This window comes from Mycetocola sp. Y442 (genome assembly GCF_056898615.1).
This window is the reverse complement of the sequence record NZ_JBXHBV010000001.1, coordinates 463,201-485,969: the sequence shown is the minus strand read 5'-3', so window position 1 is coordinate 485,969 and position 22,769 is coordinate 463,201. Positions and strand designations below refer to the sequence as shown.

Annotated in this window: 24 protein-coding genes, 4 tRNA genes and 1 pseudogene; 21 read left to right on the top strand and 8 right to left on the bottom strand. The window is 64.0% G+C overall.

The window, feature by feature from the left end; genetic code table 11:
• Positions 1-13 precede the first annotated feature (13 nt).
• Together AC1X6S_RS02330 and AC1X6S_RS02325 are read right to left on the bottom strand one after the other, a co-directional pair.
• Positions 14-451, bottom strand: coding sequence for a SufE family protein (locus tag AC1X6S_RS02330; protein WP_483404211.1), 438 nt, complete (start codon positions 449-451; stop codon positions 14-16).
• Positions 452-467: 16 nt separating this feature from the next.
• Positions 468-1,364, bottom strand: coding sequence for a sulfurtransferase (locus AC1X6S_RS02325; protein ID WP_483404210.1), 897 nt, complete (start codon positions 1,362-1,364; stop codon positions 468-470).
• 150 nt (positions 1,365-1,514) lie between these two features.
• Between AC1X6S_RS02325 and zapE the strand changes: the two genes are divergently transcribed.
• From zapE to AC1X6S_RS02295, 6 genes are all read left to right on the top strand, one after another.
• Positions 1,515-2,555, top strand: coding sequence for a cell division protein ZapE (zapE, locus tag AC1X6S_RS02320; protein WP_483404209.1), 1,041 nt, complete (start codon positions 1,515-1,517; stop codon positions 2,553-2,555).
• A gap of 166 nt (positions 2,556-2,721) precedes the next feature.
• A complete protein-coding gene (locus AC1X6S_RS02315) occupies positions 2,722-3,954 on the top strand; it encodes an ammonium transporter (protein WP_483404208.1) in 1,233 nt (410 codons plus the stop codon).
• Between the two features lie 189 nt (positions 3,955-4,143).
• Positions 4,144-4,686, top strand: a complete 543-nt coding sequence (locus AC1X6S_RS02310) for a type II toxin-antitoxin system PemK/MazF family toxin (protein ID WP_483404207.1) — start codon at positions 4,144-4,146, stop codon at positions 4,684-4,686.
• A gap of 62 nt (positions 4,687-4,748) precedes the next feature.
• Positions 4,749-5,453 carry an endonuclease/exonuclease/phosphatase family protein gene (locus AC1X6S_RS02305; RefSeq protein WP_483404961.1) on the top strand — a complete coding sequence of 235 codons (705 nt, stop codon included), beginning with the start codon at positions 4,749-4,751 and terminating at the stop codon, positions 5,451-5,453.
• Between the two features lie 172 nt (positions 5,454-5,625).
• On the top strand, positions 5,626-6,768 hold the full coding sequence (locus AC1X6S_RS02300) for a ScyD/ScyE family protein (RefSeq protein ID WP_483404206.1): 1,143 nt from the start codon (positions 5,626-5,628) through the stop codon (positions 6,766-6,768).
• 84 nt (positions 6,769-6,852) lie between these two features.
• Positions 6,853-7,284: a PPOX class F420-dependent oxidoreductase gene (locus AC1X6S_RS02295; RefSeq protein ID WP_483404205.1), complete on the top strand. Its 432-nt coding sequence runs from the start codon at positions 6,853-6,855 to the stop codon at positions 7,282-7,284.
• Here AC1X6S_RS02295 and AC1X6S_RS02290 read toward each other — a convergent pair.
• Both AC1X6S_RS02290 and AC1X6S_RS02285 read right to left on the bottom strand, forming a co-directional pair.
• Positions 7,253-7,699: pseudogene (locus tag AC1X6S_RS02290) on the bottom strand (phosphotransferase); the annotation flags it as partial. The gene AC1X6S_RS02295 and the pseudogene AC1X6S_RS02290 overlap by 32 nt on opposite strands.
• Before the next feature lie 199 nt (positions 7,700-7,898).
• Positions 7,899-7,974 (bottom strand) — tRNA-Val (locus AC1X6S_RS02285).
• A gap of 204 nt (positions 7,975-8,178) precedes the next feature.
• Between AC1X6S_RS02285 and AC1X6S_RS02280 the strand changes: the two genes are divergently transcribed.
• The 3 genes from AC1X6S_RS02280 to AC1X6S_RS02270 all read left to right on the top strand — a co-directional run bounded on the left by AC1X6S_RS02280 (position 8,179) and on the right by AC1X6S_RS02270 (position 8,482).
• Positions 8,179-8,250 (top strand) — tRNA-Gly (locus AC1X6S_RS02280).
• Between the two features lie 56 nt (positions 8,251-8,306).
• Positions 8,307-8,377 (top strand) — tRNA-Cys (locus tag AC1X6S_RS02275).
• A gap of 33 nt (positions 8,378-8,410) precedes the next feature.
• Positions 8,411-8,482: transfer RNA gene (locus AC1X6S_RS02270), tRNA-Val, on the top strand.
• Positions 8,483-8,765: 283 nt separating this feature from the next.
• Here the strand turns inward: AC1X6S_RS02270 and AC1X6S_RS02265 are convergent.
• Positions 8,766-9,830, bottom strand: coding sequence for a helix-turn-helix transcriptional regulator (locus tag AC1X6S_RS02265; RefSeq protein WP_483404204.1), 1,065 nt, complete (start codon positions 9,828-9,830; stop codon positions 8,766-8,768).
• Positions 9,831-9,916: 86 nt separating this feature from the next.
• Between AC1X6S_RS02265 and AC1X6S_RS02260 the strand changes: the two genes are divergently transcribed.
• Complete coding sequence (locus AC1X6S_RS02260; RefSeq protein ID WP_483404203.1) at positions 9,917-10,402, top strand: cupin domain-containing protein; 486 nt, start codon at positions 9,917-9,919, stop codon at positions 10,400-10,402.
• The gene (locus AC1X6S_RS02255) at positions 10,399-10,800 is read left to right on the top strand and encodes a DUF1304 domain-containing protein (RefSeq protein ID WP_483404202.1); all 402 of its coding nucleotides are present in this window, start codon (positions 10,399-10,401) and stop codon (positions 10,798-10,800) included. The genes AC1X6S_RS02260 and AC1X6S_RS02255 overlap by 4 nt, the downstream gene beginning before the upstream one ends.
• 183 nt (positions 10,801-10,983) lie before the next feature.
• Here the strand turns inward: AC1X6S_RS02255 and AC1X6S_RS02250 are convergent, their stop codons facing one another.
• Positions 10,984-12,159, bottom strand: a complete 1,176-nt coding sequence (locus tag AC1X6S_RS02250; RefSeq protein ID WP_483404201.1) for a zinc-dependent alcohol dehydrogenase — start codon at positions 12,157-12,159, stop codon at positions 10,984-10,986.
• Between the two features lie 101 nt (positions 12,160-12,260).
• Here AC1X6S_RS02250 and AC1X6S_RS02245 point away from each other — a divergent pair, with 101 nt between their 5' ends.
• On the top strand, positions 12,261-13,400 hold the full coding sequence (locus tag AC1X6S_RS02245; protein WP_483404200.1) for an AI-2E family transporter: 1,140 nt from the start codon (positions 12,261-12,263) through the stop codon (positions 13,398-13,400).
• Here the strand turns inward: AC1X6S_RS02245 and AC1X6S_RS02240 are convergent.
• Both AC1X6S_RS02240 and AC1X6S_RS02235 read right to left on the bottom strand, forming a co-directional pair.
• A complete protein-coding gene (locus AC1X6S_RS02240) occupies positions 13,336-14,163 on the bottom strand; it encodes an alpha/beta fold hydrolase (protein ID WP_483404199.1) in 828 nt (275 codons plus the stop codon). The two genes, AC1X6S_RS02245 and AC1X6S_RS02240, sit on opposite strands and share 65 nt — an antisense overlap.
• Positions 14,160-14,864, bottom strand: coding sequence for a lysoplasmalogenase (locus AC1X6S_RS02235; RefSeq protein WP_483404198.1), 705 nt, complete (start codon positions 14,862-14,864; stop codon positions 14,160-14,162). Before AC1X6S_RS02235 ends, AC1X6S_RS02240 begins: the two co-directional genes overlap by 4 nt.
• Before the next feature lie 166 nt (positions 14,865-15,030).
• Here AC1X6S_RS02235 and thrS point away from each other — a divergent pair, with 166 nt between their 5' ends.
• The 9 genes from thrS (at position 15,031) to yajC (ending at position 22,705) form a co-directional block, all read left to right on the top strand.
• Complete coding sequence (thrS, locus tag AC1X6S_RS02230; RefSeq protein ID WP_483404960.1) at positions 15,031-16,953, top strand: threonine--tRNA ligase; 1,923 nt, start codon at positions 15,031-15,033, stop codon at positions 16,951-16,953.
• On the top strand, positions 16,941-17,555 hold the full coding sequence (locus AC1X6S_RS02225; protein ID WP_483404197.1) for an HIT family protein: 615 nt from the start codon (positions 16,941-16,943) through the stop codon (positions 17,553-17,555). Before thrS ends, AC1X6S_RS02225 begins: the two co-directional genes overlap by 13 nt.
• A gap of 56 nt (positions 17,556-17,611) precedes the next feature.
• A complete protein-coding gene (gene pdxS, locus AC1X6S_RS02220) occupies positions 17,612-18,514 on the top strand; it encodes a pyridoxal 5'-phosphate synthase lyase subunit PdxS (RefSeq protein WP_483404196.1) in 903 nt (300 codons plus the stop codon).
• On the top strand, positions 18,504-19,103 hold the full coding sequence (gene pdxT, locus AC1X6S_RS02215; protein ID WP_483404195.1) for a pyridoxal 5'-phosphate synthase glutaminase subunit PdxT: 600 nt from the start codon (positions 18,504-18,506) through the stop codon (positions 19,101-19,103). The genes pdxS and pdxT overlap by 11 nt, the downstream gene beginning before the upstream one ends.
• A gap of 67 nt (positions 19,104-19,170) precedes the next feature.
• Complete coding sequence (locus tag AC1X6S_RS02210; protein ID WP_483404194.1) at positions 19,171-19,932, top strand: YebC/PmpR family DNA-binding transcriptional regulator; 762 nt, start codon at positions 19,171-19,173, stop codon at positions 19,930-19,932.
• 5 nt (positions 19,933-19,937) lie between these two features.
• Positions 19,938-20,519, top strand: coding sequence for a crossover junction endodeoxyribonuclease RuvC (gene ruvC, locus AC1X6S_RS02205; RefSeq protein ID WP_483404193.1), 582 nt, complete (start codon positions 19,938-19,940; stop codon positions 20,517-20,519).
• 57 nt (positions 20,520-20,576) lie between these two features.
• Positions 20,577-21,209, top strand: a complete 633-nt coding sequence (gene ruvA / locus AC1X6S_RS02200; RefSeq protein ID WP_483404192.1) for a Holliday junction branch migration protein RuvA — start codon at positions 20,577-20,579, stop codon at positions 21,207-21,209.
• Positions 21,206-22,231, top strand: a complete 1,026-nt coding sequence (gene ruvB, locus AC1X6S_RS02195) for a Holliday junction branch migration DNA helicase RuvB (protein ID WP_483404191.1) — start codon at positions 21,206-21,208, stop codon at positions 22,229-22,231. Before ruvA ends, ruvB begins: the two co-directional genes overlap by 4 nt.
• Positions 22,232-22,300: 69 nt before the next feature.
• Positions 22,301-22,705 carry a preprotein translocase subunit YajC gene (yajC, locus tag AC1X6S_RS02190; RefSeq protein WP_483404190.1) on the top strand — a complete coding sequence of 135 codons (405 nt, stop codon included), beginning with the start codon at positions 22,301-22,303 and terminating at the stop codon, positions 22,703-22,705.
• Positions 22,706-22,769: the final 64 nt, after the last annotated feature.

Here is a 22,769-nt window from a genome sequence, read left to right as displayed (position 1 = left end):
CAGTCTTGTGCTCCTAAGCGGCGACCCGCTCCGACAACTGGCGTTTGATGCGCCGCAGCATTCCGTTCATCCCGTTGAGGCGAAGCGGTGACACGATCCGGGTGAGGCCGAGCATCTGGGGGAAGTCGTCCGGAATCGCGAGGACCTCGTCCGGGCTCAGTCCCTCGATGGCCTGCGCAAGAATACTGGCGAATCCCCGCGTCGTCGGTGACTCACGTGGTGCGGTCGCGTGGAGGTGGACGGCACCGTCAGTGACGTCCACAAAGATGTAGACGGGAGACTGGCACTCGATGACCCGTTCGAGCAGGTCCTCGTGATCGGCATAGTGCGGAGGCAGCTCCGGGAGTTCCTGCGAGAACTCGAGCAGGAGCTGCAGGCGCGATTTCTCGTCGAGTTCGAGGAAGTCGTCGCGAATCTCGGCGAGCTGGGCGGGGAGCGTAATCTCGGTCATCGGTTCGATTCTGCCATCAGAGCCTGTCACCCGGCTCTGAACCGACGGCGATGGGAACGCGAACGGCGCTGCCCCACTCGGTCCATGAACCGTCGTAGTTGCGAACGTCGGAGAAGCCGAGCAGGTGGTGCAGCACGAACCAGGTGTGGCTCGAGCGCTCACCGATCCGGCAGTACGCGACAACCGAGTCCCCATCGGACAGGCCGGCGCCGTCCTTGTAGACGGCGGTCAACTCGGCGAGCGGCTTGAACGTGCCGTCCGGCGCGACGGCCTGGCCCCATGGCACGTTCTTCGCGGTCGGGATGTGACCGGCCCTGAGTGCGCCCTCTTCCGGGTACGCGGGAGCGGTCGTCCGCTGGCCGCTGTACTCCTCAGGCGACCTGACATCGATCAGGGGATTACCGAGGTGGGCGAGGACGTCATCTTTATACGCCCGGATCACCGAGTCATCGCGCTCGACGATCGGGTATTCAACGGGCTCCCTTGTGGTGGCATCCGTCGTGAAGTCTCGCCCCTCAGCGATCCACTTGTCGCGCCCGCCATCGAGGAGTCGGACGTCGTTGTGCCCGAACAGGGTGAATACCCACAGTGTGTACGCGGCCCACCAGTTGTTCTTGTCACCGTAGATGACGACCGTGTCATCCCTGGCGATGCCTTTGGCTGACATCAGTTCGGCGAACCCTTCACCGTCGATGTAGTCGCGCTGCACCGGGTCGTTGAGGTCTGTGTGCCAGTCGATCTTGACCGAACCGGGAATGTGGCCGGTCTCGTAGAGAAGCACGTCCTCATCCGATTCGACGACGACGAGTCCTGGCTGGCCGAGGCGTTCCTGAAGCCACCCGGTCGAGACCAGGCGTTCCGGGTGCGCGTATTCGGCGAACTTTTCGGTCGATGAGTCGCGTTCGACAGACATGGGCTACCTCCGGAGGTTGTATCTCGCGAGCGTTCCGTGGGCGGCACGCGGGGGATTAGGCTGGAAACTCCGCTTGATGAGCGGAATTACGCACGATTGCGGCTGAAGTCATACCCCGCCGTAAGACTTCGACACACGAGGTATTCTCCCATGACAAACCTTTCGTCCTCCGTCCGCGTCAGCATCGCGGATCGCAATCCCGAGACCACAGGGGCTGAGATTGCGGCGAGTCTGACGCCGCCACCTCAGTTCGCGGATGCCAGCTTCGAGAGCTACCGCCCGGATGCCGCGTTCGCATCACAGCAGGAGGCTGTCGACCTGCTCGGCGCGTTCGCCGGCAGCTGGGGCGCCGCGAAGTCATCCGGCGGGTTCTTCGGCCGGAAGAAGAAGACGCCGGATGTGAAGCCAGGCGTGTACCTCGACGGTGGTTTCGGCGTCGGTAAGACGCACCTCCTTGCGGCGCTCTGGCACGCGGCTCCCGGCCCGCGCAAGTATTTCGGCACGTTCATCGAGTACACGGCGCTCGTCGGTGCCCTTGGCTACGCCAATGCGGTCGAATCGCTTCGCGGCTCGACGCTCATCTGCATCGACGAGTTCGAACTCGACGACCCGGGCGACACGATGATGATGACGCGACTGCTCACCGAGCTCGTGGCATCCGGAACACGGATCGCCGCCACCTCGAACACCCCGCCGAACGCGCTCGGCGAGGGGCGCTTCGCCGCCGCTGACTTCCTGCGCGAGATCCACGCGATGTCCGACCACTTCACCACGCTCAGGATCGACGGGGAGGACTACCGCAGACGGTCCATCGAGGGTCACGCGGCGGCCGTCGACAGCAACGAGTATGAGTCACGACTCACCGCGGCGATGGAATCCGGAAAGACGGTCTCAGACGACAGCTTCGACACGGTGATCGGTCATCTCGCCGGCGTGCACCCGTCGCGGTACATCAAGCTCATCTCCGGTCTCGACGAGATCGGGTTGCGGGACGTCCACGAACTCCAGTCGCAGACGGAGGCCCTTCGCCTCGTCGCCTTCATCGACCGGGTCTATGACGCACAGATCCCGATCCACGCGACGGGTGTTCCCCTTGATGAGGTGTTCGGGGGAGACATGCTCTCCGGTGGCTACCGCAAGAAGTACCTGCGTTCCATGTCGCGGATGATCGCACTGACGAGAGGTTCGTAGGGGCGCGTAACACGGGTTTTACACAGGCAGGACCTCCGTAACAGTCCCGAAACATCGAATGCACCGCGTCCGAAACCTCCGGAGCGCAAGCTGAACCCACACCGACAAGCGCCCAGCGCGTCAGTCTCGGTCAGCCCGATGCACTCGAGAGAACTAAGGACACGATATGGACACCGGCAGCATTGCCTGGGGGATCACCGCGACAGCACTCGTACTGGTGATGACCCCCGGCGTCGCATTCTTCTACGGCGGCCTCGTCAAAGCGAAGAGCGTCATCAGCATGATGATGATGAGCTTTGGGGCGCTCGGCCTGATCAGCGTGCTGTGGATCCTCTACGGATTCAACATGAGCGCTGTGGCAAACCCCACCGATTTTGCCGGCAACCCCTTCGCCGACTTTGGACTCACCGCCCTCGCGCAGGGCGAGTCGGGCAACACTGACCTGGTTGGCGCCGCATACGGTGCGACCTTCGCCATCATCACTATCGCGCTCATCTCCGGAGCCATCGCAGACCGCGCAAAGTTCGGTGCCTGGATGATCTTCGCCGGCATCTTCGCGACTATCGGGTACTTCCCGATCGCCGCGTGGGTCTGGGGCGGCGGCTGGATCATGAACCTCGGCACAACGCTCTTCGGTGAAGACGCAGGAATCGGGGTCATCGACTACGCGGGTGGAACGGCTGTTCACATCAACGCTGGTGCTGCGGCGCTCGCACTCGCCCTCGTTCTCGGCAAGCGTGTCGGTTTCCAGAAGGGAATCCAGAAGCCGCACAACGTTCCCCTCACTCTCCTCGGTGCATCGATCCTCTGGTTCGGCTGGTTCGGGTTCAACGCCGGTGCCGAGTGGCTGAACGGTCTCGAGAACGTCGGACTGATCGTGATCAACACCCTCGGTGCGACCGCAGCGGCCATCATCGGCTGGCTCATCGTCGAGAAGCTCAAGGACGGCAAGGCAACGAGCGTCGGAGCTGCATCGGGAGCCGTCGCCGGCCTCGTCGCCATCACACCGGCCTGTGCGAACCTCACGCCGGGCTGGGCCCTCCTCCTCGGTGTCATCACCGGTGCCGTGTGTGCCCTCGCCATCGAACTGAAGTTCAAGTTCGGATTCGATGACTCGCTCGATGTTGTCGGCATCCACCTCGTCGGTGGTCTCGTGGGAACCCTGTACCTCGGCTTCTTCGCTACCAACACCGGCCTGTTCCTCGGTGGCGGCTTCGAGCAGCTGATCGTCCAGGCGATCGCAGCATTCGCGGTCCTCGCCTACTCGTTCATCGTGGCACTCGCCATCGGCTTCGCGATCCAGAAGACGCTGGGCTTCCGGGTGAAGAACGAAGACGAAATCGCAGGCGTCGACACGAGCGTTCACGGCGAAGAGGGCTACGCCCTCGAAGTGGTCTGACGCTCGAAGTGGTCTGACGCGCAGAGCGTCCATGACAGAACGGGGTGTCGCCTGACGGCGGCATCCCGTTCTGCTGTGCTGAAACGAATCTGCGGATGTCCAGGCGTGCGGCCGTGCAGACGTGCGGGTGATTAGGATGGTCGGTCGGCGGCGCTGGATGGCGCCGGATCACGTCGGGAAGAGAGTGGCATGAGTTCATTCGGGAGCGTTCTTCGCTCGCTGGTCGGCTCGCTGAAACGGCAAACGGCGAAAGTGGTGGGGTCGGATGCCCGATCGACCCCGGTGCAGCGGCAGCAGCGCGGCCTGGACGAGCAGGGCAGGTCCGGCGAGTTCGCCACCGTCGAGGTGGACCCAACGTCGATCGGCAGGGTGCGGATGACCTACGTGCCGTCAACCGACGGGGATCCGGACCCCGGCGAGATCGTGTGGACGTGGGTGCCGTACGAGGAACGCGACGGCAGAGGAAAGGACCGCCCGGTGCTGATCGTCGCCGAAGAGCGGGCGGGCACTCGCCTTGCCGTGCAGCTCACCTCAAAACCCCACGACGGTTCACGCGACTTCGTGTCCATCGGGAGCGGGCCGTGGGACCAGCAAGGCCGGCCCAGCTGGGTCAACGTCGGACGGGTGTTCCGCGTATCCCCGGCCGGAATGCGACGAGAGGCATCCGCCATCGACAAGAGTTCCTACGTCGGCGTTGCGGCCGCTCTCAGGGACCGCTACGGCTGGCACTAAATCCACATCCTGCCTTACTACAATTTGTGCAATAGCACTTTCGCCATACCGGGGGACAGCTCATCAGAATCGTCAGTTATAACCTTCGCAAGCACGCCGCCAGCGCAGAGCTCGTCGACATCGAACGCCTCTATGACGTCGACGTGCTTTGCCTTCAGGAAGCGGATGCGGTTCTTCTGCCCGAGAAGGTGGGGCACCTGCGCCTCGCCGACGCGACAAAGGCGAATCGGCTCGGCCTCGCCATTTATGCGAACGAAGACCGATTCACCATCGGGGATACGACGGCGTTCGAGCTCAAGAAGTCGATGCACGACAAGTTGTTTTCACCGGCGAACGAGCGACTGATCGCGTCACGCCTCTACGACAGGGAGGCCGAGCGCGAGATCCTGGTTGCGTCGTTCCACGCTGCACCGCTGACCGCCCCCAACTCGTTGCGGCGGAAGCAGATTTCCACGGCTCACCGGGAGCTTGGCTCGCTGGCCGCTGGCATCCCCACCGTGATGGTCGGAGATTTCAACTACCCGATCTTCAAGAACAACCTGCGTCGCCGGATCCAGGAAATGGGGTACGAGCTCTCGCTCAGCAACGCCAGGACGTACTCCAGGTACAAGATCTTCCGCGGGCACTTCGACTTCGTGACCTCCGTCAACATGGGCATCGACGATGTGAAGACACTGCCGCGCGGCGCTTCCGACCACCGCCCGATTCTCGTGACGACCAGTTACGTTTCTGCCGATGCGGAGCCTCGACAACTGTCGGGATCGTGAGTACGCTTCGCAAATGTGAGAGTGCTTCATGATGGACTCGCAATGATGCGTTAGTCTCTCTGCCCCGAACTCCTGCCCCAGACTCCTGCCCAGCGCCGAAACCCAGCGATGACCTCGTGGCTTCTCTGTTTTGTTTCCAAGCAAAGGGAGTATCGAAGTGAGATTATCGAGAGTGACCGCGGCGACTGCTGCCGCGGCCCTTGCCACCGTGGCGATTGCCTCCCCGGCAACCGCCCTCTCAGCGCCACCGGTCAGTGTTTCCCAAACCACACTTGCGACGGGGCTGACAACGCCGCTTTCACTCGAGGTCGACAGCACCGGTGTGGCCTACGTCACGCAGAACTTCGCTGGCGTACTGACGCGAGTGAACCCCGACAAAACGACCTCGACCGTCGCAAGCGCCCCCGGGCTGGAGATCAGCGCGGTGTCGAGCCGGGGCGGCACGATTTATTACGCCCAGCTCGAGCCACAGACCCACTCGAGTGCGTATCTCATGAGCGTGACCGGCCAGGGTGCGCCGGTTCAGGTTGCTGACCTCTTCGCCCACGAGAATGAGACGAATCCAGACCAGTCGAACAGTTACGGCTTCGTCGATCTTCCGCAGTCCTGCCTCGACCAGTTCGACCCGGCAGGGCCAGCTGGTCCGCCCGCGTACACGGGAATCGTCGATACGCACCCGTACGCTTCGGCCGCCACGGCCGACGGTGTGTACGTCGCGGATGCCGGGGCAAACGCCATTCTCAGGGTGGGCTACGACGGTTCGGTCTCGACGGTCGCGGTTCTTCCCGCTACCGCTCCCGTCGTCGTCACCGCCGAGATTGCAGGGCAGTTTGGATTCCCTGCCTGCTCCGTTGGCGGTTCATACAGGTTCGAGGGTGTTCCCACCGACGTTGAGGTCGGGCCTGAAGGCTGGTTGTACGTGACGTCGCTCCCCGGCGGACCTGAGGACGCGAGTCTGGGTATGCGCGGTTCCGTCATCAAGGTGAATCCGGCATCCGGGCAGATCGTGACGGTTGCAACCGGATTCGTGGGCACCACCGGCCTCGCGGTGTCGCAGAGCACCGGGGTGATCCTCGTGACTGAGTTGTTCGGTGGGCCGCGTGGAACCGGCCAGGTTTCGCTCGTGTTGCCGTGGGGCGGAAGGCCGGTCGCCGCATTGCCTGTCGCCGCGCCAGCGGCTATCGAAATCGTCGGCACCAGCATCTATGTGACGCGTGATGCACTGGCGATGGATAATTCGAATCCTCCGATGTCCCTTGGCAAGCTCACCAGGGTGACGGTGACCAGTCCGCTGCTGAACAAGTACCTGGGCTGACACTTTTGTGTCGGTCGCTCGGGCCGGTGTCGAACCTGTTGGGGTCGGCACCGGCCCGGGTTCATCGGGCTAGGCTCGTCACCCATGAGCAACACGCACTCCGCTGGCCCGCCGGTAACCAACGACCTGTCAGTTGAGCCCTATGTACTGCTGACGACCTTCCGGTCAACGGGTGCGCCTGTTTCGACCCCTGTGTGGGTGGTTGAGGGTCTCGGTGGCCTGCTCGTGACCACCTCAGGCGAATCCGGCAAAGTGAAACGAATCCGCAACAACCCGTCGATACACCTTCTGCCGTGCGACGTACGGGGGAGCGTTCGGCCAGGAGCCACGGCGGTCACCGGGACGGCCAGCGTCCTCGAGGACGCCGAGAGCCGCGCGGTGATCGACGCGGCGCTTGAGCGGAAGTACGGCGCGCGATACAGGGCCATCCGGGCAGCGGGAAAACTTCGACGGTCGGTGGCGGACAAATCGGTGGTCCTGCGCATCATCCCCACCGCGGAGCCGTCTCGCGACTAGGAAAAGTCGGCGATGACCTGCTCGACGGTGCGGACTGCACTCGAGACGAAGGCCCGGTCCACGCGGCAATCACATCGGCTGCCGGATCTCCGGCGCCAGCGCCACCCCAGTCGATGACTCCCGTAATCCGCCCGTCGCGTACGAGCAGGTTGGGTCGCAACAGGTCGGTGTGAATCCACACGGGAGTGCCATCCCACACCGGTGCCGTGAGCGCATGACTCCACGCCGTCAGTGCCGTTCCTGCGTCGATGAGGTCACCCGATGCGGTGAAGGCCTCCCGAGTCATCGCATCGAGCTCGGCGAGGGGCCTCCGTCCTGCACTGGGCGCATCAGCGACGTCGATGCGACGCAGGTGGGTGAGGAAGTCCGCGAGGGCCCCGGCGTCGGCAGCCTCGTCCTCAACGGAATCGTCGGTGTATGGCGAACCGTCGAATCACTCGTAGACCGCCCAGATCGACGGATAGCTCCCGGTGGGCTTTCCCAGGAAGACCGGCACAGGGATGCTCAGGGGGACGCGAGAGGCGAGGGTGGGGAGCCCCGGGCAGCGGACACACGGTCCGGAGCAGGAAAACGGCGTAAAACGAAAAAAGGCCCGCGGAATCCGCGAGCCTTGGTGGTGGGCGATACCGGACTCGAACCGATGACCTCTTCCGTGTGAAGGAAGCGCGCTACCAACTGCGCCAATCGCCCGTAATGAACTCGCAAGAAGTTCACAACGCCGTCTTATGTTAGCCGACCGAGAGGCGTCTCGCAGACCATTTGGCCGTGGCATCCGTTCTGACAACGACACGAAAAAGACCCGAGCGACTCGATTTGGTTTCTCGGGGAAACATCAAGTAGAGTCTTCAACGCACGCAGAAATGCGAGTAGCAAAGCCGGAGAGATACCGGCAATGCGGATGTGGCGCAGTGGTAGCGCATCACCTTGCCAAGGTGAGGGTCGCGAGTTCGAATCTCGTCATCCGCTCGAGTGTTTGGGGTCAGTCTTTCGACTGACCACGGCATGTGGGCAACCCCACACGCGGTGGCGTGGCCGAGAGGCGAGGCAGCGGCCTGCAAAGCCGTCCACACGGGTTCGAATCCCGTCGCCACCTCACCACTCGAATGAAGTAAAATTGAATGACCTTGAGCGATTGGCGCAGCGGTAGCGCGCTTCCCTGACACGGAAGAGGTCGCTGGTTCGATCCCAGTATCGCTCACACAGAAGAAGCCCGGACAGAAATGTCCGGGCTTCTGTCGTTAACCCGGGGATCGAGCCAGCGCCCCCTGAACCGCATGCGCCGCGGTTCAGCTGGTTCGATCCCAGTATCGCTCACACAGAAGAAGCCCGGACAGAAATGTCCGGGCTTCTGTCGTTAACGCGAGGATCGAGCCAGCGCCCTCTGAACCGCATGCGCCGCGGTTCAGCTGGTTCGATCCCAGTATCGCTCACCCAGAAGAAGCCCGGACAGAAATGTCCGGGCTTCTGTCGTTAACCCACGACTATTTCTGCAGGAGTGCCTCGTCCGCCGATTCCTGCCGCGGCCGAAGCCGGGCCACGAGTTCGCCACGACTGCGAACACCGGTCTTGAGAAATATTGACTTGAGGTGATCCTGCACCGTGTTTTGGGAGACAAGCAGTCGACGCGCGATGACCGCGGTGGGATGCCCGGACATCACCTCACGACACACCTCGCACTCCCGCGGAGACAGTCCGTAAGCGACGAGAAGCATCGAGGTGAGCTGCTCACCACCTGCTCGCGCGATCGAGATGGCCACGTCTTCGGTGTCGTCGCCGACGAGCAGGCTGGATTGCAGGAGCGCCCAGCCGCCGTGGCCGTCACGCACAGTGGCGCGGAACGCACCGGTTGTCGTGCCCCTCGCGCCCAGCGCCATGATCCGCATCATCAGCATGAACCGGCCGGGCTCGCCCTCGTTGACCTGGGCCTCCCAGAGTTTCGCCTCCGGGGTCGCCGAACGAAGCTCACCGCTGGCGTCAAGAAGCACGATTGCCGGCGCCACACCGGGTCCGCTTCCAGCCAGCTCTGAGCGCACCGCTGACCGAGTCGCTCCGGCGATCACCGGCGCGAGGGCGGCGAGGTATTCCAGTTCACGGTTCGTGAAGTCCATGCCGGCACGCACGAGGCCGGCCCCGCCCCAGCAGGCACCACCGCAGTCGAACAGCACCCGGACCTCTTCCTTCACCCCCAGCGGGCGCCAGACGTTGCGGTAGCGCGCGCTCGCGCCGTGTTCACGCAGGGGGAGGTCGGACATCCGCGTGAGCGCCTCCTTGCGCTTCGCCATCGAGGCGAAGGTGTGTGGTTCGCTCCCGGAGTACTCGGCGTCGGCAAGCAACGGTTCGAACCGGGCAGGAACCCGTGTCTCGCCGCTCGTCACCGTGCTGATCACGAGCGTTTCGGGATCGATCGTCGCCCAGCAGGTCAGCTCAGCCTTCACATCACGACCGATAATGCGGATCGCCTCGGCGTGCAGGTCACTCACGCTCAGCCCCGCTGTGGCCAGCGCTGTGATGTCCCGACGGGCGCGGTAGGCACGTTCCTCCCACATGCGCCCAGTATCGCACCTGGGCGCTGGCCCGTCATTCCCCGATTTCTGGGATGGTCGGCGGCTCGAGGGCTTCCTAGCGTTGCGGCATGAACTCCTTACCGCAATTCACCGACGCGGGCGATGGTGCCCGGCTGTACGCCCCAGACGCCACCCTTACCGTCAAGGTGGACAGTCGTCACACCGAAGACGCCTACGAGCTGTTCGAGATCGATGCGCCCAACGGCGCGTCGACGTCCTCAGACCGCAACGCTCCGACCCCGCTGCACCGCACGGGGTGGGGCAAGACGTACTACGTGCTCTCGGGCAGAATCCTGGTTCAGATCGAACAGCAGGGTTATGAACTCGGCCCGGGAGCATCCGTCGCCATCCCACCCGGCGCTTTGCACACATTCACCGTGCTGACTCCGACGGCGCGGTTCCTCGTCTTCGCCCTCACCGGCGGGATGGGCCGGTTCCACGCCGACCTCGACGCCTCGGTGCCCCACGGCCGGCCGCTCGAGGAATCAATGGCTGACGTCCTCGCCGTCCTTGGTCGGCACGACGTCTCCATGGAAACGGAGGCTGTGACATGACAATCGTGGTGTGGGTGTTCGCGCTACTCGCTGCGGGCATCCACATCCTCGTCTTCGCCTGGGAGTCAGTGCTGTTCACCCGGCCCGACGTTCACCAGAAGGTGTTTGCCGTCGCCACGACGGATGTTCCCGCCGTGCACCTGTGGGCATTCTGTGTCGGCTTCTACAACCTCTTCCTCGCGCTTGGCCTGATCACCGGGGTCGTTCTGTGGGCAACGGGAGGCGTCACGGTCGGCATGACACTCGTCGTCTACATCTGCCTGTTCATGGTGCTGAGCGGGCTCGTGCTTTTCGCTGCTGACAGGATGGCGCTCGGCCGCGAGCGCGGCAAAGGCATCGGGGGAGCGATCTCCGAGACCCTCCCACCGCTTGTCGCACTCGTGGCTCTGCTCTTCTAGAGGGTTGCGGTTTCAGGCGCGACCGGCATCCGGAGGAAGGCGACGTCGGCATCCGTGTGTCCTGCTGTGCGTTCCGCGAGGGACCATTTGGCCTCGGCCACTCCTAGTGCAAAAGCATCACTTCCGGTCGAGGACACCAGGCGGAACTGATGTGCTCGACCGGAAGTGATGCGTTCGGCGGGGTTACGGCTTCAGCACCACCTTGATGCAGCCGTTTTCCTTCTTCTGGAACATCTCGTACATCTCCGGTGCCTTGTCGAGGGGAACCCGGTGCGTCACGAGGTCTTCGACACCGAGCGGATCGGAGGGGTCCTCGACGAGCGGGATCAACTCGTCGCGCCAGTGCTGCACATTGCACTGGCCCATCCGGATCCCGACCTGCTTGTCGAAGAGGGTCTTCATCGGGAACGGGTCAGCCTCTCCCGCGTAGACGCCGCTGAGCGACACAGTGCCGCCGCGGCGGACGGAATCGAACGACGCGTAGAGCGCCGCCGTCCGGTCGAGGCCGACGGTGTCCATCAGCTTCTTGGCGATTCCATCGGGCAGGAGGCCGACTGCCCCCTGGGCGAAAGCAGCGCCGGGGCTGCCGTGCGCCTCCATGCCGACGGCTTCAACCACGCTGTCGGCGCCCCGGCCGTCGGTTGCGTCACGCAGGCGCTCGACCACGTCATCGGTGAGGTCGAAGGTCTCGACGCCGTAGCGCTCCGCCATCGCGCGCCGCTCGGGAACCGGCTCGACCGCGAGCACGCGGTGGCCGAGGTATTTGCCGATACGTGCAGCGAACTGGCCGACGGGCCCGAGGCCCATCACCGTCAGGATGCCGTCATCGGGCAGGTTCGCGTACTTCACTCCCTGCCAGGCCGTTGGCAGAATGTCGCTCAGGAAGAGGTAGCGGTCGTCGGGCAGATCGTGGCCGACCTTCGTGGCATTGAAGTCCGCGAGCGGTACACGCAGGCGCTCGGCCTGCCCTCCCGGCACTGAACCGTAGAGCTCGGTGTAACCGTAGAGGGATGCGCCGGTGCCCTGGTCGGTGTTCTGCGTTGTCTCGCACTGCGAGTGGAGCCCGCGGGAGCACATGTAGCAGTGGCCGCAGGCGATGACGAACGGAATGACCACGCGGTCACCGGGGGAGAGGCGAGTGACAGCCGATCCCACTTCTTCAACGACGCCCATGGTCTCGTGTCCGAGAACGTCGCCCTTGTGCAGGAATGGCCCGAACGTTTCGTAGAGGTGCAGATCCGAGCCGCAGATCGCGGCGGATGTGACGCGGATGACGACATCCGTCGATTCCTGAATCACGGGATCGGGGACTGTTTCAACGGAAACTGAACGTTTTGCTTGCCAGGTAAGTGCCTTCATCCCTCCTTTGTACGCGCCGCCGAGCAGCCGAGTCCATACCTTGACGACAGGTCCCACCGCAAGTACCGTACGCGGGTGTGCGCACTAACTAGGCTGGGGCCATGAGCACAGACATCGATGGCGAACGACCCTCCCTCCGCACGCTGTGGACCGACCGGCTGGGGACTGTCGGAGTCAGGAGCATCCAGATCCTCGCGATCATTGCTCTCGCAGCCGTCGTCGTCCTCGGCATGATGCAGCTCAAGCTCGTGGTCATCCCCTTGCTGATCGCAATCGTCATTGCCGCGGCTGCTGCACCCGTGATCAGCTGGCTGCGTCGCTTCATGCCTCCCATTCTCGCCGCGTGGGTCGCGTTGCTCAGCGGCATCCTGATTTTCGGCGGCGTTGTCACGCTCATCGTCTTCGCCGTGAGGAACCAGTGGGGCGAACTCGCCGACTCAGCGGTCGAGGGCATCGAACGCCTTTATGACTACCTGCTCACCGGCCCTCTCCCGATTGATCAGAAACAGATCGAAGAGGCACGGGATGCCGTCATCGATTTCGTCACGAGCGCCCAGTTCGGCTCAGGAGCGCTCGCCGGCGTTTCCGCCGCGGCGAACATCATCACCGGGGCTGTGCTCGTCCTGGTGATCCTGTTCTTCTTCCTCAAGGACGGCGACACGATCTGGGAGTTCTTCCTCCGTCCGTTCAAGGGAGCGGCCCTCGACCGAGGACACCGCATCGGCCACACCGCGGTTCGCGTGCTCGGCGGTTACGTTCGTGGAACAGCGATCATCGCGTTCGTCGACGCGTTCTTCATCGGGCTCGGCCTCGTCATCCTCGGGGTGCCGCTTGCCCTCCCGCTCGCCGTGATCGTCTTCGTCGCGAGTTTCGTGCCGCTCGTCGGAGCGACCGTCGCGAGCGTTCTTGCCGCTCTCGTCGCTCTCGTCGGAACCGACAACGGCCCGGTGATCGCCCTCATCGTGATCGCCATCGCCGTCGGCGTGAACCAGCTCGAGGGCAACTTCCTGCAGCCCGTCGTGATGGCGCAGTCGCTCAAGCTGCACCCGCTCGTCATCCTCGTCGCCCTGACCGCAGGCACCATCGTCGCCGGCATCATCGGAGCGGTTCTCGCTGTCCCGATCGCTGCGGTGACGTGGGCCATCATCAAGGTGTGGCGGGACCCCCGCCCGGTGCCTATCGCTCCGCAGCCTCGTCCTCGAAAGCGCTGGGGTAAGCAGGCTGCACTTCCTGCTGAGTGAGGCGGGAGTCGCCCGAGATCAACAGGCGTATCTCCGCGGCAACCGCAGCCGACTGAGTGTGCTGCACGACGTGGCCGCCTCCGGGCACCGAGACAACGCGCGTAAAGCGCCCCTGGCGTCCCAGTGAATCGACCCAGCCCTGGGGGGCGACCGGATCCTGGTCTCCGCGAATGATCAGCACCGGCGCCTGGACGCGAGGCAGGTGCTCCTCGGTGCGATATGCGAGCATGGCAGGCAGTTCAGCGAAGAACCAGCGGATGCCACTCCGCAGGTAGTCGGAGAACACAATCCAGTTGGCTCCCGGGGTCTCGTGGAAGGTGTCGCGAAAAAGACGCATACCCTGCCGCCACGCGCTCCTGGCGCGCTCGTCGACGACCGGCCCGATCAGCGTCACGCCTGAAACCGGGTGACGCAGTGCGGCGTCGACGACGATCTCCGCGCCCATCGAGTGACCGACGAGCACGGGGGAGACCAGGCCGGCATGGGTGAAGTAGTCGGCGAGGAGCGTGCCGAAGTCTTCCACAGCGAGTTGGCGGCGCGGCCGTCGATTCGGGCCGAAGCCGGGCAGGTCGACCGAGATGATGGTCGCTGACCCCGAGAGGTCCTCGGCGAGCCGGGTGAAGTATCTCGACGAGGTCCCGATGCCGTGCACGAGGACGACGACGTTCTCGCCGGCCGCGGCGGATTGGGCCTCGCGACGTCGAACGCGCATCGTGAGGTCGTCCCGCGTGAAGTGTGCAACGGCCTCGTCGTTGCGCGTCATGCGGATACCTTTCCGGCGTCACGGTTCACGAACCGGGATGGCCCCGCCCGCCAGGATTCGACGAGTCCCCAGGAGATCAGGGCCTGACCCGCGATGTACGTCAGCATGATCAGGAAGCCGGGCTGCCACAGGTTCGCATCGGGAACGAATCGGTTGATGGCCAGTACGGAGTCGGACAGCAGGAAGAGTGTCGCGCCGACGATGACTTTCGGTGCGCACCGGGTCGCCGTGATGGCCATGCCCGCGATGATCAGGCCGTAACCGACGACCGGAACCAGCAGCGCGCCGAGATGGGGAACCAGAACGATCATCAGTGCCACCAGCCAGGCAACGTAGACCAGGCTCCACACTCGCGGCCTTCCGGTCCCGGTGGAACCGGCAAAGATCACGATGTAGGCGAGGTGCGCCAGGAGGAACGCGGAGAGGCCAATGACGAACGCGGTACTGGAATCACACAGCAGTGCGACGTCACCGGCGCAGCTCAGGGCGAGCGCCGCGAGCAGCAGCCAGGCCCCGCGGCCGAACCTGAGCACCCCGGCGCACAGAACGGCAACAGCGAGAGCGGGCATGAGGAACGGCTTGGTTCCATCGGCGAGCGGCTGGAGGCCGCCGATCAGTGCGACGAGGTGAACGATGCTCAGGGCGACGAACGCCCCGACCGCTGCAATCGTCCGGCGGGTTGGCGTGGCAGGCACTGGCATTCACTCCGATTCGGGTTGGATGGCTTCACTCTAGAGCGAATCACGACCCTCCGCCGCGCGCGGCAGGCGGTCTCAGCGGCGCTAAAGTTGAAGGGTCTTACTACTCAGAGGAGCAAACCACGTGTCTGACGGATTCGAGAGATTCACCGATCGGTCTGTTGTCGCCATGCGCGTCAACGGCGAGCTGAAGGATCTCGCGACCACGATCACCGACACCGATGAGGTTGAAGCGGTCACCATCGACTCGCCTGACGGCCTCAGCATCCTCCGGCACTCGGCCGCGCACGTTCTTGCGCAGGCGGTGCAGAAGGTGAACCCCGACGCCAGGCTGGGTATCGGCCCGCCCGTGACCGACGGCTTCTACTACGACTTCGATGTGCGCGACTCGTTCACGCCCGAAGACCTGAAGGCGCTCTCGAAGGAGATGGACCGCATCATCCGGCAGGGCCAGCGTTTCGTTCGCCGGGTCGTGACCGACGCCGAGGCACGGGAAGAGCTGGCGAACGAGCCGTACAAGCTCGAACTGATCGGCCTCAAGGGTGGAGCAGGCGATGACCAGAACGACGAGAACGTCGAGGTCGGGGGAGCAGAGCTCACCATCTACGACAACGTCAACCCGAAGACGGGGGAGACCGAGTGGAAAGATCTCTGCCGCGGCCCGCACCTGCCTAACACCCGCATGATCGGCAACGGCTACGCCCTGACCCGGGTTGCCGCCGCATACTGGCGCGGTTCGGAGAAGAACCCGCAGCTGCAGCGCATCTACGGGACGGCATGGCCGACGAAGGACGAGCTGCGTGCCTACCAGTCGCGGCTCGAAGAGGCCGCCAAGCGCGACCACCGCAAGCTCGGCGCCGAGCTCGACCTGTTCAGCTTCCCGGATGAGATCGGTTCGGGCCTCGCCGTATTCCACCCCAAGGGTGGGATCATCAGGTCTGAGATCGAGAACTACCTGCGCGAGCAGCTGATCCAGAACGACTACGAGCTGGTCAACACCCCGCACATCACCAAGGCGCACCTGTTCGAGACCAGCCAGCACCTCAACTGGTACCGCGACGGCATGTTCCCGCCCATGCACCTTGACGAAGAGACGGATGCCGACGGCAACGTCACGAGGCAGGGCCAGGACTACTACCTGAAGCCCATGAACTGCCCGATGCACAACCTGATCTTCCGTTCGCGTGGCCGCAGCTACCGGGAGCTCCCGCTCCGTCTCGCCGAGTTCGGGACCGTGTACCGCTACGAGAAGAGCGGCACGCTCTCGGGCCTGACCCGCGTGCGCGGCCTCACCCAGGACGACGCCCACATCTACGTCACGCAGGACCAGATCAAGGATGAGGTGGGTCGCCAGCTTCAGTTCGTTCTCGAGACCCTCCGCGGCTACGGTCTCGACGACTTCTACCTCGAACTCTCCACGAAGGACCCGGAGAAGTTCGTCGGTGAGGACGACGTCTGGGAGACAGCAACACAGACTCTGCGCGAAGTCGCCATCGACTCGGGCCTCGAGCTCGTCGACGATCCAGGCGGAGCCGCGTTCTACGGCCCGAAGATCTCCGTGCAGGCGCGCGACGCCATCGGCCGCACCTGGCAGCTCTCGACGGTGCAGCTCGACTTCAACCAGCCCGAGCTGTTCGAACTCGAGTACACGGCCGCAGACGGAACACGCCAGCGACCTGCGATGATCCACCGCGCGCTCCTCGGCTCGGTCGAGCGGTTCTTCGCCATCCTGCTCGAGCACTACGCCGGTGCGTTCCCGGTGTGGTTGAGCCCGATCCAGGTCATCGGCATCCCTGTGGCAGACGAGTACGCACCGTACCTCGATGAGATCGCCGCCAGGCTCAAGAAGCGCGGCGTCCGCGTGCAGGTCGACCACAGCGACGACCGTATGCCGAAGAAGATCCGCACCCACACCAAGGCCAAGATCCCGTTCCAGCTCATCGCTGGAGAGGACGACCGTGCCGCAGGTGCTGTGAGCTTCAGGTTCCGTGACGGAACGCAGCAGAACGGCATCCCCGTCGATGACGCAATCGAGAAAATCGTCTCAGCGATCGCGTCACACGAGCAGGTCTCCACGGCATGGCTCGACTAGGTCTCGACGACTACGCCGATCAGGAACCGACAGCGGGTAACCCGTTGATCGGACCCGGGGCGACAGTGGAGTCGGCCGCACATCTCGCCGGGGTGCCCGACGAGTTCCAGCGCCTGTGGACACCGCACCGTCTTGTCTATATCCAGAACGGGCAGCAGCCCGACGAACACGAGTGCCCGTTTTGCCACGCGCCGACGCTGTCAGACGAAGATGGCCTCATCGTCGCGAGGGGCACACACGCGTTCGTCCTGCTGAACCTGTTCCCGTACAACAGCGGACATCTTCTCGTCTGTCCCTACCGTCACATTTCGACGTACGATTTGGCTACGCCGGAAGAAGTCGCTGAGATTGGAGAACTGACACAGACAGCGATGCGGGTAGTCAGGACTGTTTCCCGCAACGACGGCTTCAACATTGGAATGAATCAGGGTGTTGTTGCCGGGGCTGGCATTGCCGGTCATCTGCACCAGCACGTCGTCCCGCGGTGGGCGCAGGACGCTAACTTCCTGCCGATCATCGCCAAGACGAAGGCCCTTCCGCAGTTGCTCGGCGACGTGCGCAAAGCCATCGCCGACGCCTGGCCGGCAACAACGACAGGCTGACACTGCCGGAACAGGCAACCCGGTTTCCCCGTACCAGAGCGAACTAGGATTGAGCTATGACGAACAGCACCAGCACCGGTGAACAGGGCTCAAATCGCGTCAAGCGCGGCCTCGCAGAAATGCTGAAGGGTGGCGTCATCATGGACGTCGTCACACCGGAACAGGCACGCATTGCTGAAGACGCCGGCGCCGTCGCCGTGATGGCGCTCGAGCGGGTTCCCGCTGACATCCGTTCACAGGGCGGCGTTGCACGCATGAGCGACCCCGACCTCATCGAGGCGATCATCGCTGAGGTGTCCATTCCCGTGATGGCGAAGGCGCGCATCGGCCACTTCGTCGAGGCGCAGGTGCTCCAGGCGCTCAACGTCGACTACATCGATGAGTCCGAGGTGCTGAGTCCGGCTGATTACGTCAATCACATCGACAAGTGGGACTTCAACGTTCCGTTCGTGTGTGGTGCAACCAACCTCGGTGAGGCGCTTCGCCGCATCAACGAGGGTGCGGCGATGATCCGTTCGAAGGGTGAGGCCGGAACCGGCGACGTTTCAGAGGCAACCAAACACATCCGCAAGATCAAGAGTGAGATTGCGCAGCTGACGTCGATGTCGAAGGACGAACTGTACGTCGCAGCCAAGGAACTGCAGGCTCCGTACGAACTCGTTGCCGAGATCGCAGAGACCGGCAAGCTGCCCGTTGTTTTGTTCACAGCGGGCGGTGTGGCGACACCAGCGGACGCTGCGATGATGATGCAACTCGGTGCAGACGGTGTCTTCGTCGGCTCGGGAATCTTTAAGTCGGGCAACCCCGAGAAGCGCGCTGCCGCCGTTGTGAAGGCGACAACTTTCTACGACGACCCGACGGTCATCGCCGAGGTCTCGCGTGGACTCGGTGAGGCCATGGTCGGCATCAACGTTTCCGACCTCGCGGCACCTCACCGCCTCGCTGAGCGTGGCTGGTAGCCCCGCTCCGACGGTAGGCGTCCTCGCCCTCCAGGGCGATTTCCGCGAACACGCGAACGTTCTCCGCGGTCTGGGTGCCGATGTCTCACTCGTCCGGAGGCCAGAGGAACTCAGCGCTGTCGACGGGCTCGTGATCCCCGGCGGAGAGTCCAGCGTCATGGACAAGCTGTCGCGCGCGTTCGGTCTTGCTGAGCCCCTGAAAGAAGCCATTCGCGCCGGGCTGCCGGTCTATGGCACGTGCGCGGGCCTCATCATGCTGGCGGATTCCATCGTCGACGGTATCCGGGGCCAGCAGTCGCTCGGCGGACTCGACGTCGCAGTGCGCAGGAACGCGTTCGGATCGCAGACCGAGTCGTTCGAGACCGATCTTGACATTCCCGCCATCGGTGCACATCCGCTTCACGCCGTGTTCATCCGGGCACCGGTGGTCGAGTCAGTGGGGCCCCTGGCTACCCCTCTTGGCGCCCTCGCCGACGGACGGGTCGTCGCCGTCGAGCAGGGCAACCTGCTCGGCACCTCGTTCCACCCCGAAGTGACGGGTGACACGCGCTTTCACGAATACTTTCTCGCCAAGATCCGCGCCGCATAATCGAAATCCAGCGCCAAACGCCCGGGTGATTTAGAATGGTGCGGTTACAGAACCAGTAAGGGAGCACATGTCCGGTCACTCCAAGTGGGCAACGACGAAGCACAAGAAGGCGATCACCGACTCGCGCCGTGCCAAATCGTTCGCAAAGCTCATCAAGAATATTGAAGTCGCCGCGAAGATGGGCGGCGCGGATCTCTCCGGTAACCCGACCCTGGTTGACGCGATCCAGAAGGCCAAGAAGACTTCGGTCCCCAACGACAACATCGATCGCGCCGTCAAGCGCGGCGCCGGTCTCTCCGGAGACGCCGTCGACTACACCACGATCATGTACGAGGGCTACGCACAGAACGGCGTCGCGTTGCTGATCGAGTGTCTCACCGACAACAAGAACCGCGCGGCGGCTGACGTTCGTACCCTGATGAGCCGCAACGGCGGCACGATGGGTGACCCGGGAAGCGTCGCGTATAACTTTGCCCGCAAGGGCATCATCGTGGTTCCCGCGGCAAACACCACAGAGGATGACATTCTCGCTGCGGTTCTCGACGCGGGTGCCGAAGAGGTCGTCAACGAGGGCGAGACCTTCGAGATCATCACCGACCCGTCAGATCTGGTGGCGACGCGAACTGCCCTGCAGGACGCGGGGATCGACTACGACTCCGCGGATGCCGCATTCGTCCCGAATCTCAAGGTCGAGGTCGATGCTGAAACAGCCCGAAAGATCTTCAAACTGATCGACGCGCTCGAAGACTCTGACGACGTGCAGAACATCTACAGCAACTACGACCTCACTCCTGAGGTACAGGCCGAACTCCAGTCAGAAGACGACTAAGAGCGATGACCCTTCGGGTGCTCGGCATCGATCCCGGCCTCACCCGCTGCGGAATCGGTGTGGTCGATGTCGAGCCAAACCGTAAGGCCGTGCTCGTGCACTACTCCGTGGTGCGCAGCGATATCCTGGCCGAAATCGACCAGCGACTCCTCGTGATCGGGCGGGGGATCGACGCCGCGCTCGACGAGTTCGCGCCGAACGCTGTCGCTGTCGAGCGGGTCTTCGCGCAGCACAACTTGCGCACCGTGATGGGGACGGCGCAGGTATCCGGCCTGGCGCTGCACGCCGCGGCACGACGCGGGCTTCAGGTTGGGCTGCACACGCCGTCAGAGGTGAAGGCCGCGATCACCGGGTACGGTAGCGCGGACAAGAAGCAGGTACAGACGATGGTTGCCCGTGTTCTGAGCCTCGCTGAGCCGCCCCAGCCCGCTGATGCCGCCGACGCGCTTGCCCTGGCGATTTGCCACGCCTGGCGCGGCGGCCTGCGCGCTCCGTCGACCGCGGCAGGCGCGTCAGGCGCCGCCGCTCTCACGCCAGCCCAGGCGGCGTGGGCGCGGGCAGAGAAGACAGCCAGGGGTCGCGCGTAAACCAGCGAGGCGCGTGGCGGTGCCCGCTGTGTCGGACGCCCACCGTAGGCTTGTCGCGTGATCTCAAGTCTGCGCGGAACCGTGCTGTCTGCCGTCGGCAGCAGCGTCATCATCGACGTCGGGGGCATCGGCTATGCCGTGCAGGTTACGCCCGAGCACTCGCTCGCTCTACGTGCCGGCGACCAGGCGCTGATCCACACGAGCCTCATCGTCCGTGAGGACTCGCTGTCGCTGTTCGGCTTCGAGACCACCGAGCAGCTCCACGTCTTTGAGCTGCTTACCGGCGTCACCGGGGTTGGGCCCAAGTCCGCGCTCGGCGTGCTGTCTGCCCTCGGGCCAGGACAGATCGCCGCGGCCGTTGCCGCCGAAGATGACGCCGCGTTCCGCAAGGTTTCCGGCATCGGCCCCAAGACCGCCAAGCTCATCGTTCTCTCCCTCACCGGCAAACTCATCGTGACGACGCCGCCGGAGGCGCCGGTGGCTGTTCCTGCGGCGGGAGACAGTGTCGTCGTCGCCCTCGTCGGGCTCGGCTGGAACGAACGAACCGCCGCACAGGTGGTCAGTGACGTGCTCAGCGCGAACCCGGATGTCGCGTCCGCCCCGGTGCAGACGATCCTCCGACTCGCACTGGCCCAGCTCGGCCCTGCCCAGCACAGCACGTCAGCACGGCCGTCAGGGGCCCGCCCGTGAGCGACCTCGACATCACAACTCCAGAGCCGATCTCCGAGGCAGAGCTCGTCTTCGAGGGCGCGTTGCGTCCGAAGAGCCTCGAAGAGTTTGTCGGCCAGACGAAGGTCCGCGGCCAACTGCAGCTTCTGCTCCAGGCGGCGGCGATCCAGGGGCGTACCGCCGACCACATCCTCCTGGCCGGCCCCCCAGGCCTCGGTAAGACCACACTCGCCATGATTGTCGCGCACGAGAGCAACAAGCCGCTCCGGATGTCGAGCGGCCCGGCGATCCAGCATGCCGGCGACCTGGCCGCTGTGCTCTCGAGCCTCGTGCCCGGTGAGGTCTTGTTCATCGATGAGATCCACCGCATGGCGCGGTCGGCCGAGGAGATGCTGTACCTCGCGATGGAAGATTTCCGGATCGACATCATGGTTGGCAAGGGTGCTGGGGCGACCAGCGTGCCGCTCGATCTGGCCCCGTTCACGCTCGTCGGCGCCACCACACGGTCAGGGATGCTGCCGAATCCTCTCCGTGACAGGTTCGGTTTCACGGCCCACCTCGAGTTCTATGACGAGCCGGAGCTCGAGCAGGTCCTGTTCCGTGCCGCGGACATGCTCAACTTCAGCATCGACCGCAGGGGGCTCGCCGAGATCGCCGGGCGGTGCAGGGGCACCCCGCGTATCGCGAACCGACTGCTTCGCCGGGTGCGCGACTACGTCCTGGTGCACGGGGGCGACGCCGACCTCTCTGCGGTGAGGGCCGCCCTCGCCCTCTACGACGTCGACGAACTCGGCCTCGACCGCCTCGACCGCGCTGTCATGGAGATTATGCTCACCCGCTTCGGCGGGGGTCCGGTCGGACTCAACACCCTCGCCGTGTCCGTCGGCGAAGAGGCGGAGACCATCGAAAGCGTCGTTGAGCCGTTCCTCGTGCGGATCGGCCTCATCACGCGCACCCCGCGCGGCCGCGTCGCCACCCAGCAGGCCTTCGAGCACTTCGGGATTCAGCATCCTCAGGGTTCTTTACTGCCCGGTGTTCTATAATTCAAGCTGGCCTGTCGGCCATTTTTCCCTCCCATGCGGCCGTGATGCTGCGAAAGGTCTTTACCTCTTATGGATCCATTAACCATCGGAATGCTGGTCATCCTGGCCGTCCTCATCTTCTTCATGTTCCGCAACGGACAGAAGCGCAAGCAGGACCAGGAAGCATTGCTCTCGAAGGTTGTGCCGGGTGCCGAAGTCATGACCACGTTCGGGCTCTTCGGGACCATCCTCGAAATGGATGAAGACACCAACAAGGTGCTCCTCGAATCCACCCCGGGAACCGTCCTCACGGTTCACCGTCAGGCCATCGCGAAGGTTGTCGAAGACGAGCCGGTTGTCGCAGATGACACTCTTGTCGCAGAGACAGAAGACGCAGCGGTCGCGCCGTCCGTCGACACTGAAATTGGCCAGCGCACGGAATTCGATGCGTCCACAGACGTCACCGATTCACGTGATAAGAAGGCTGACCAGTAGTCTCACTGAGCAGGTAGTCACCGCACAGGTAAACCAGAAGCGTCTCGTGCCGCCATCAGTGGCG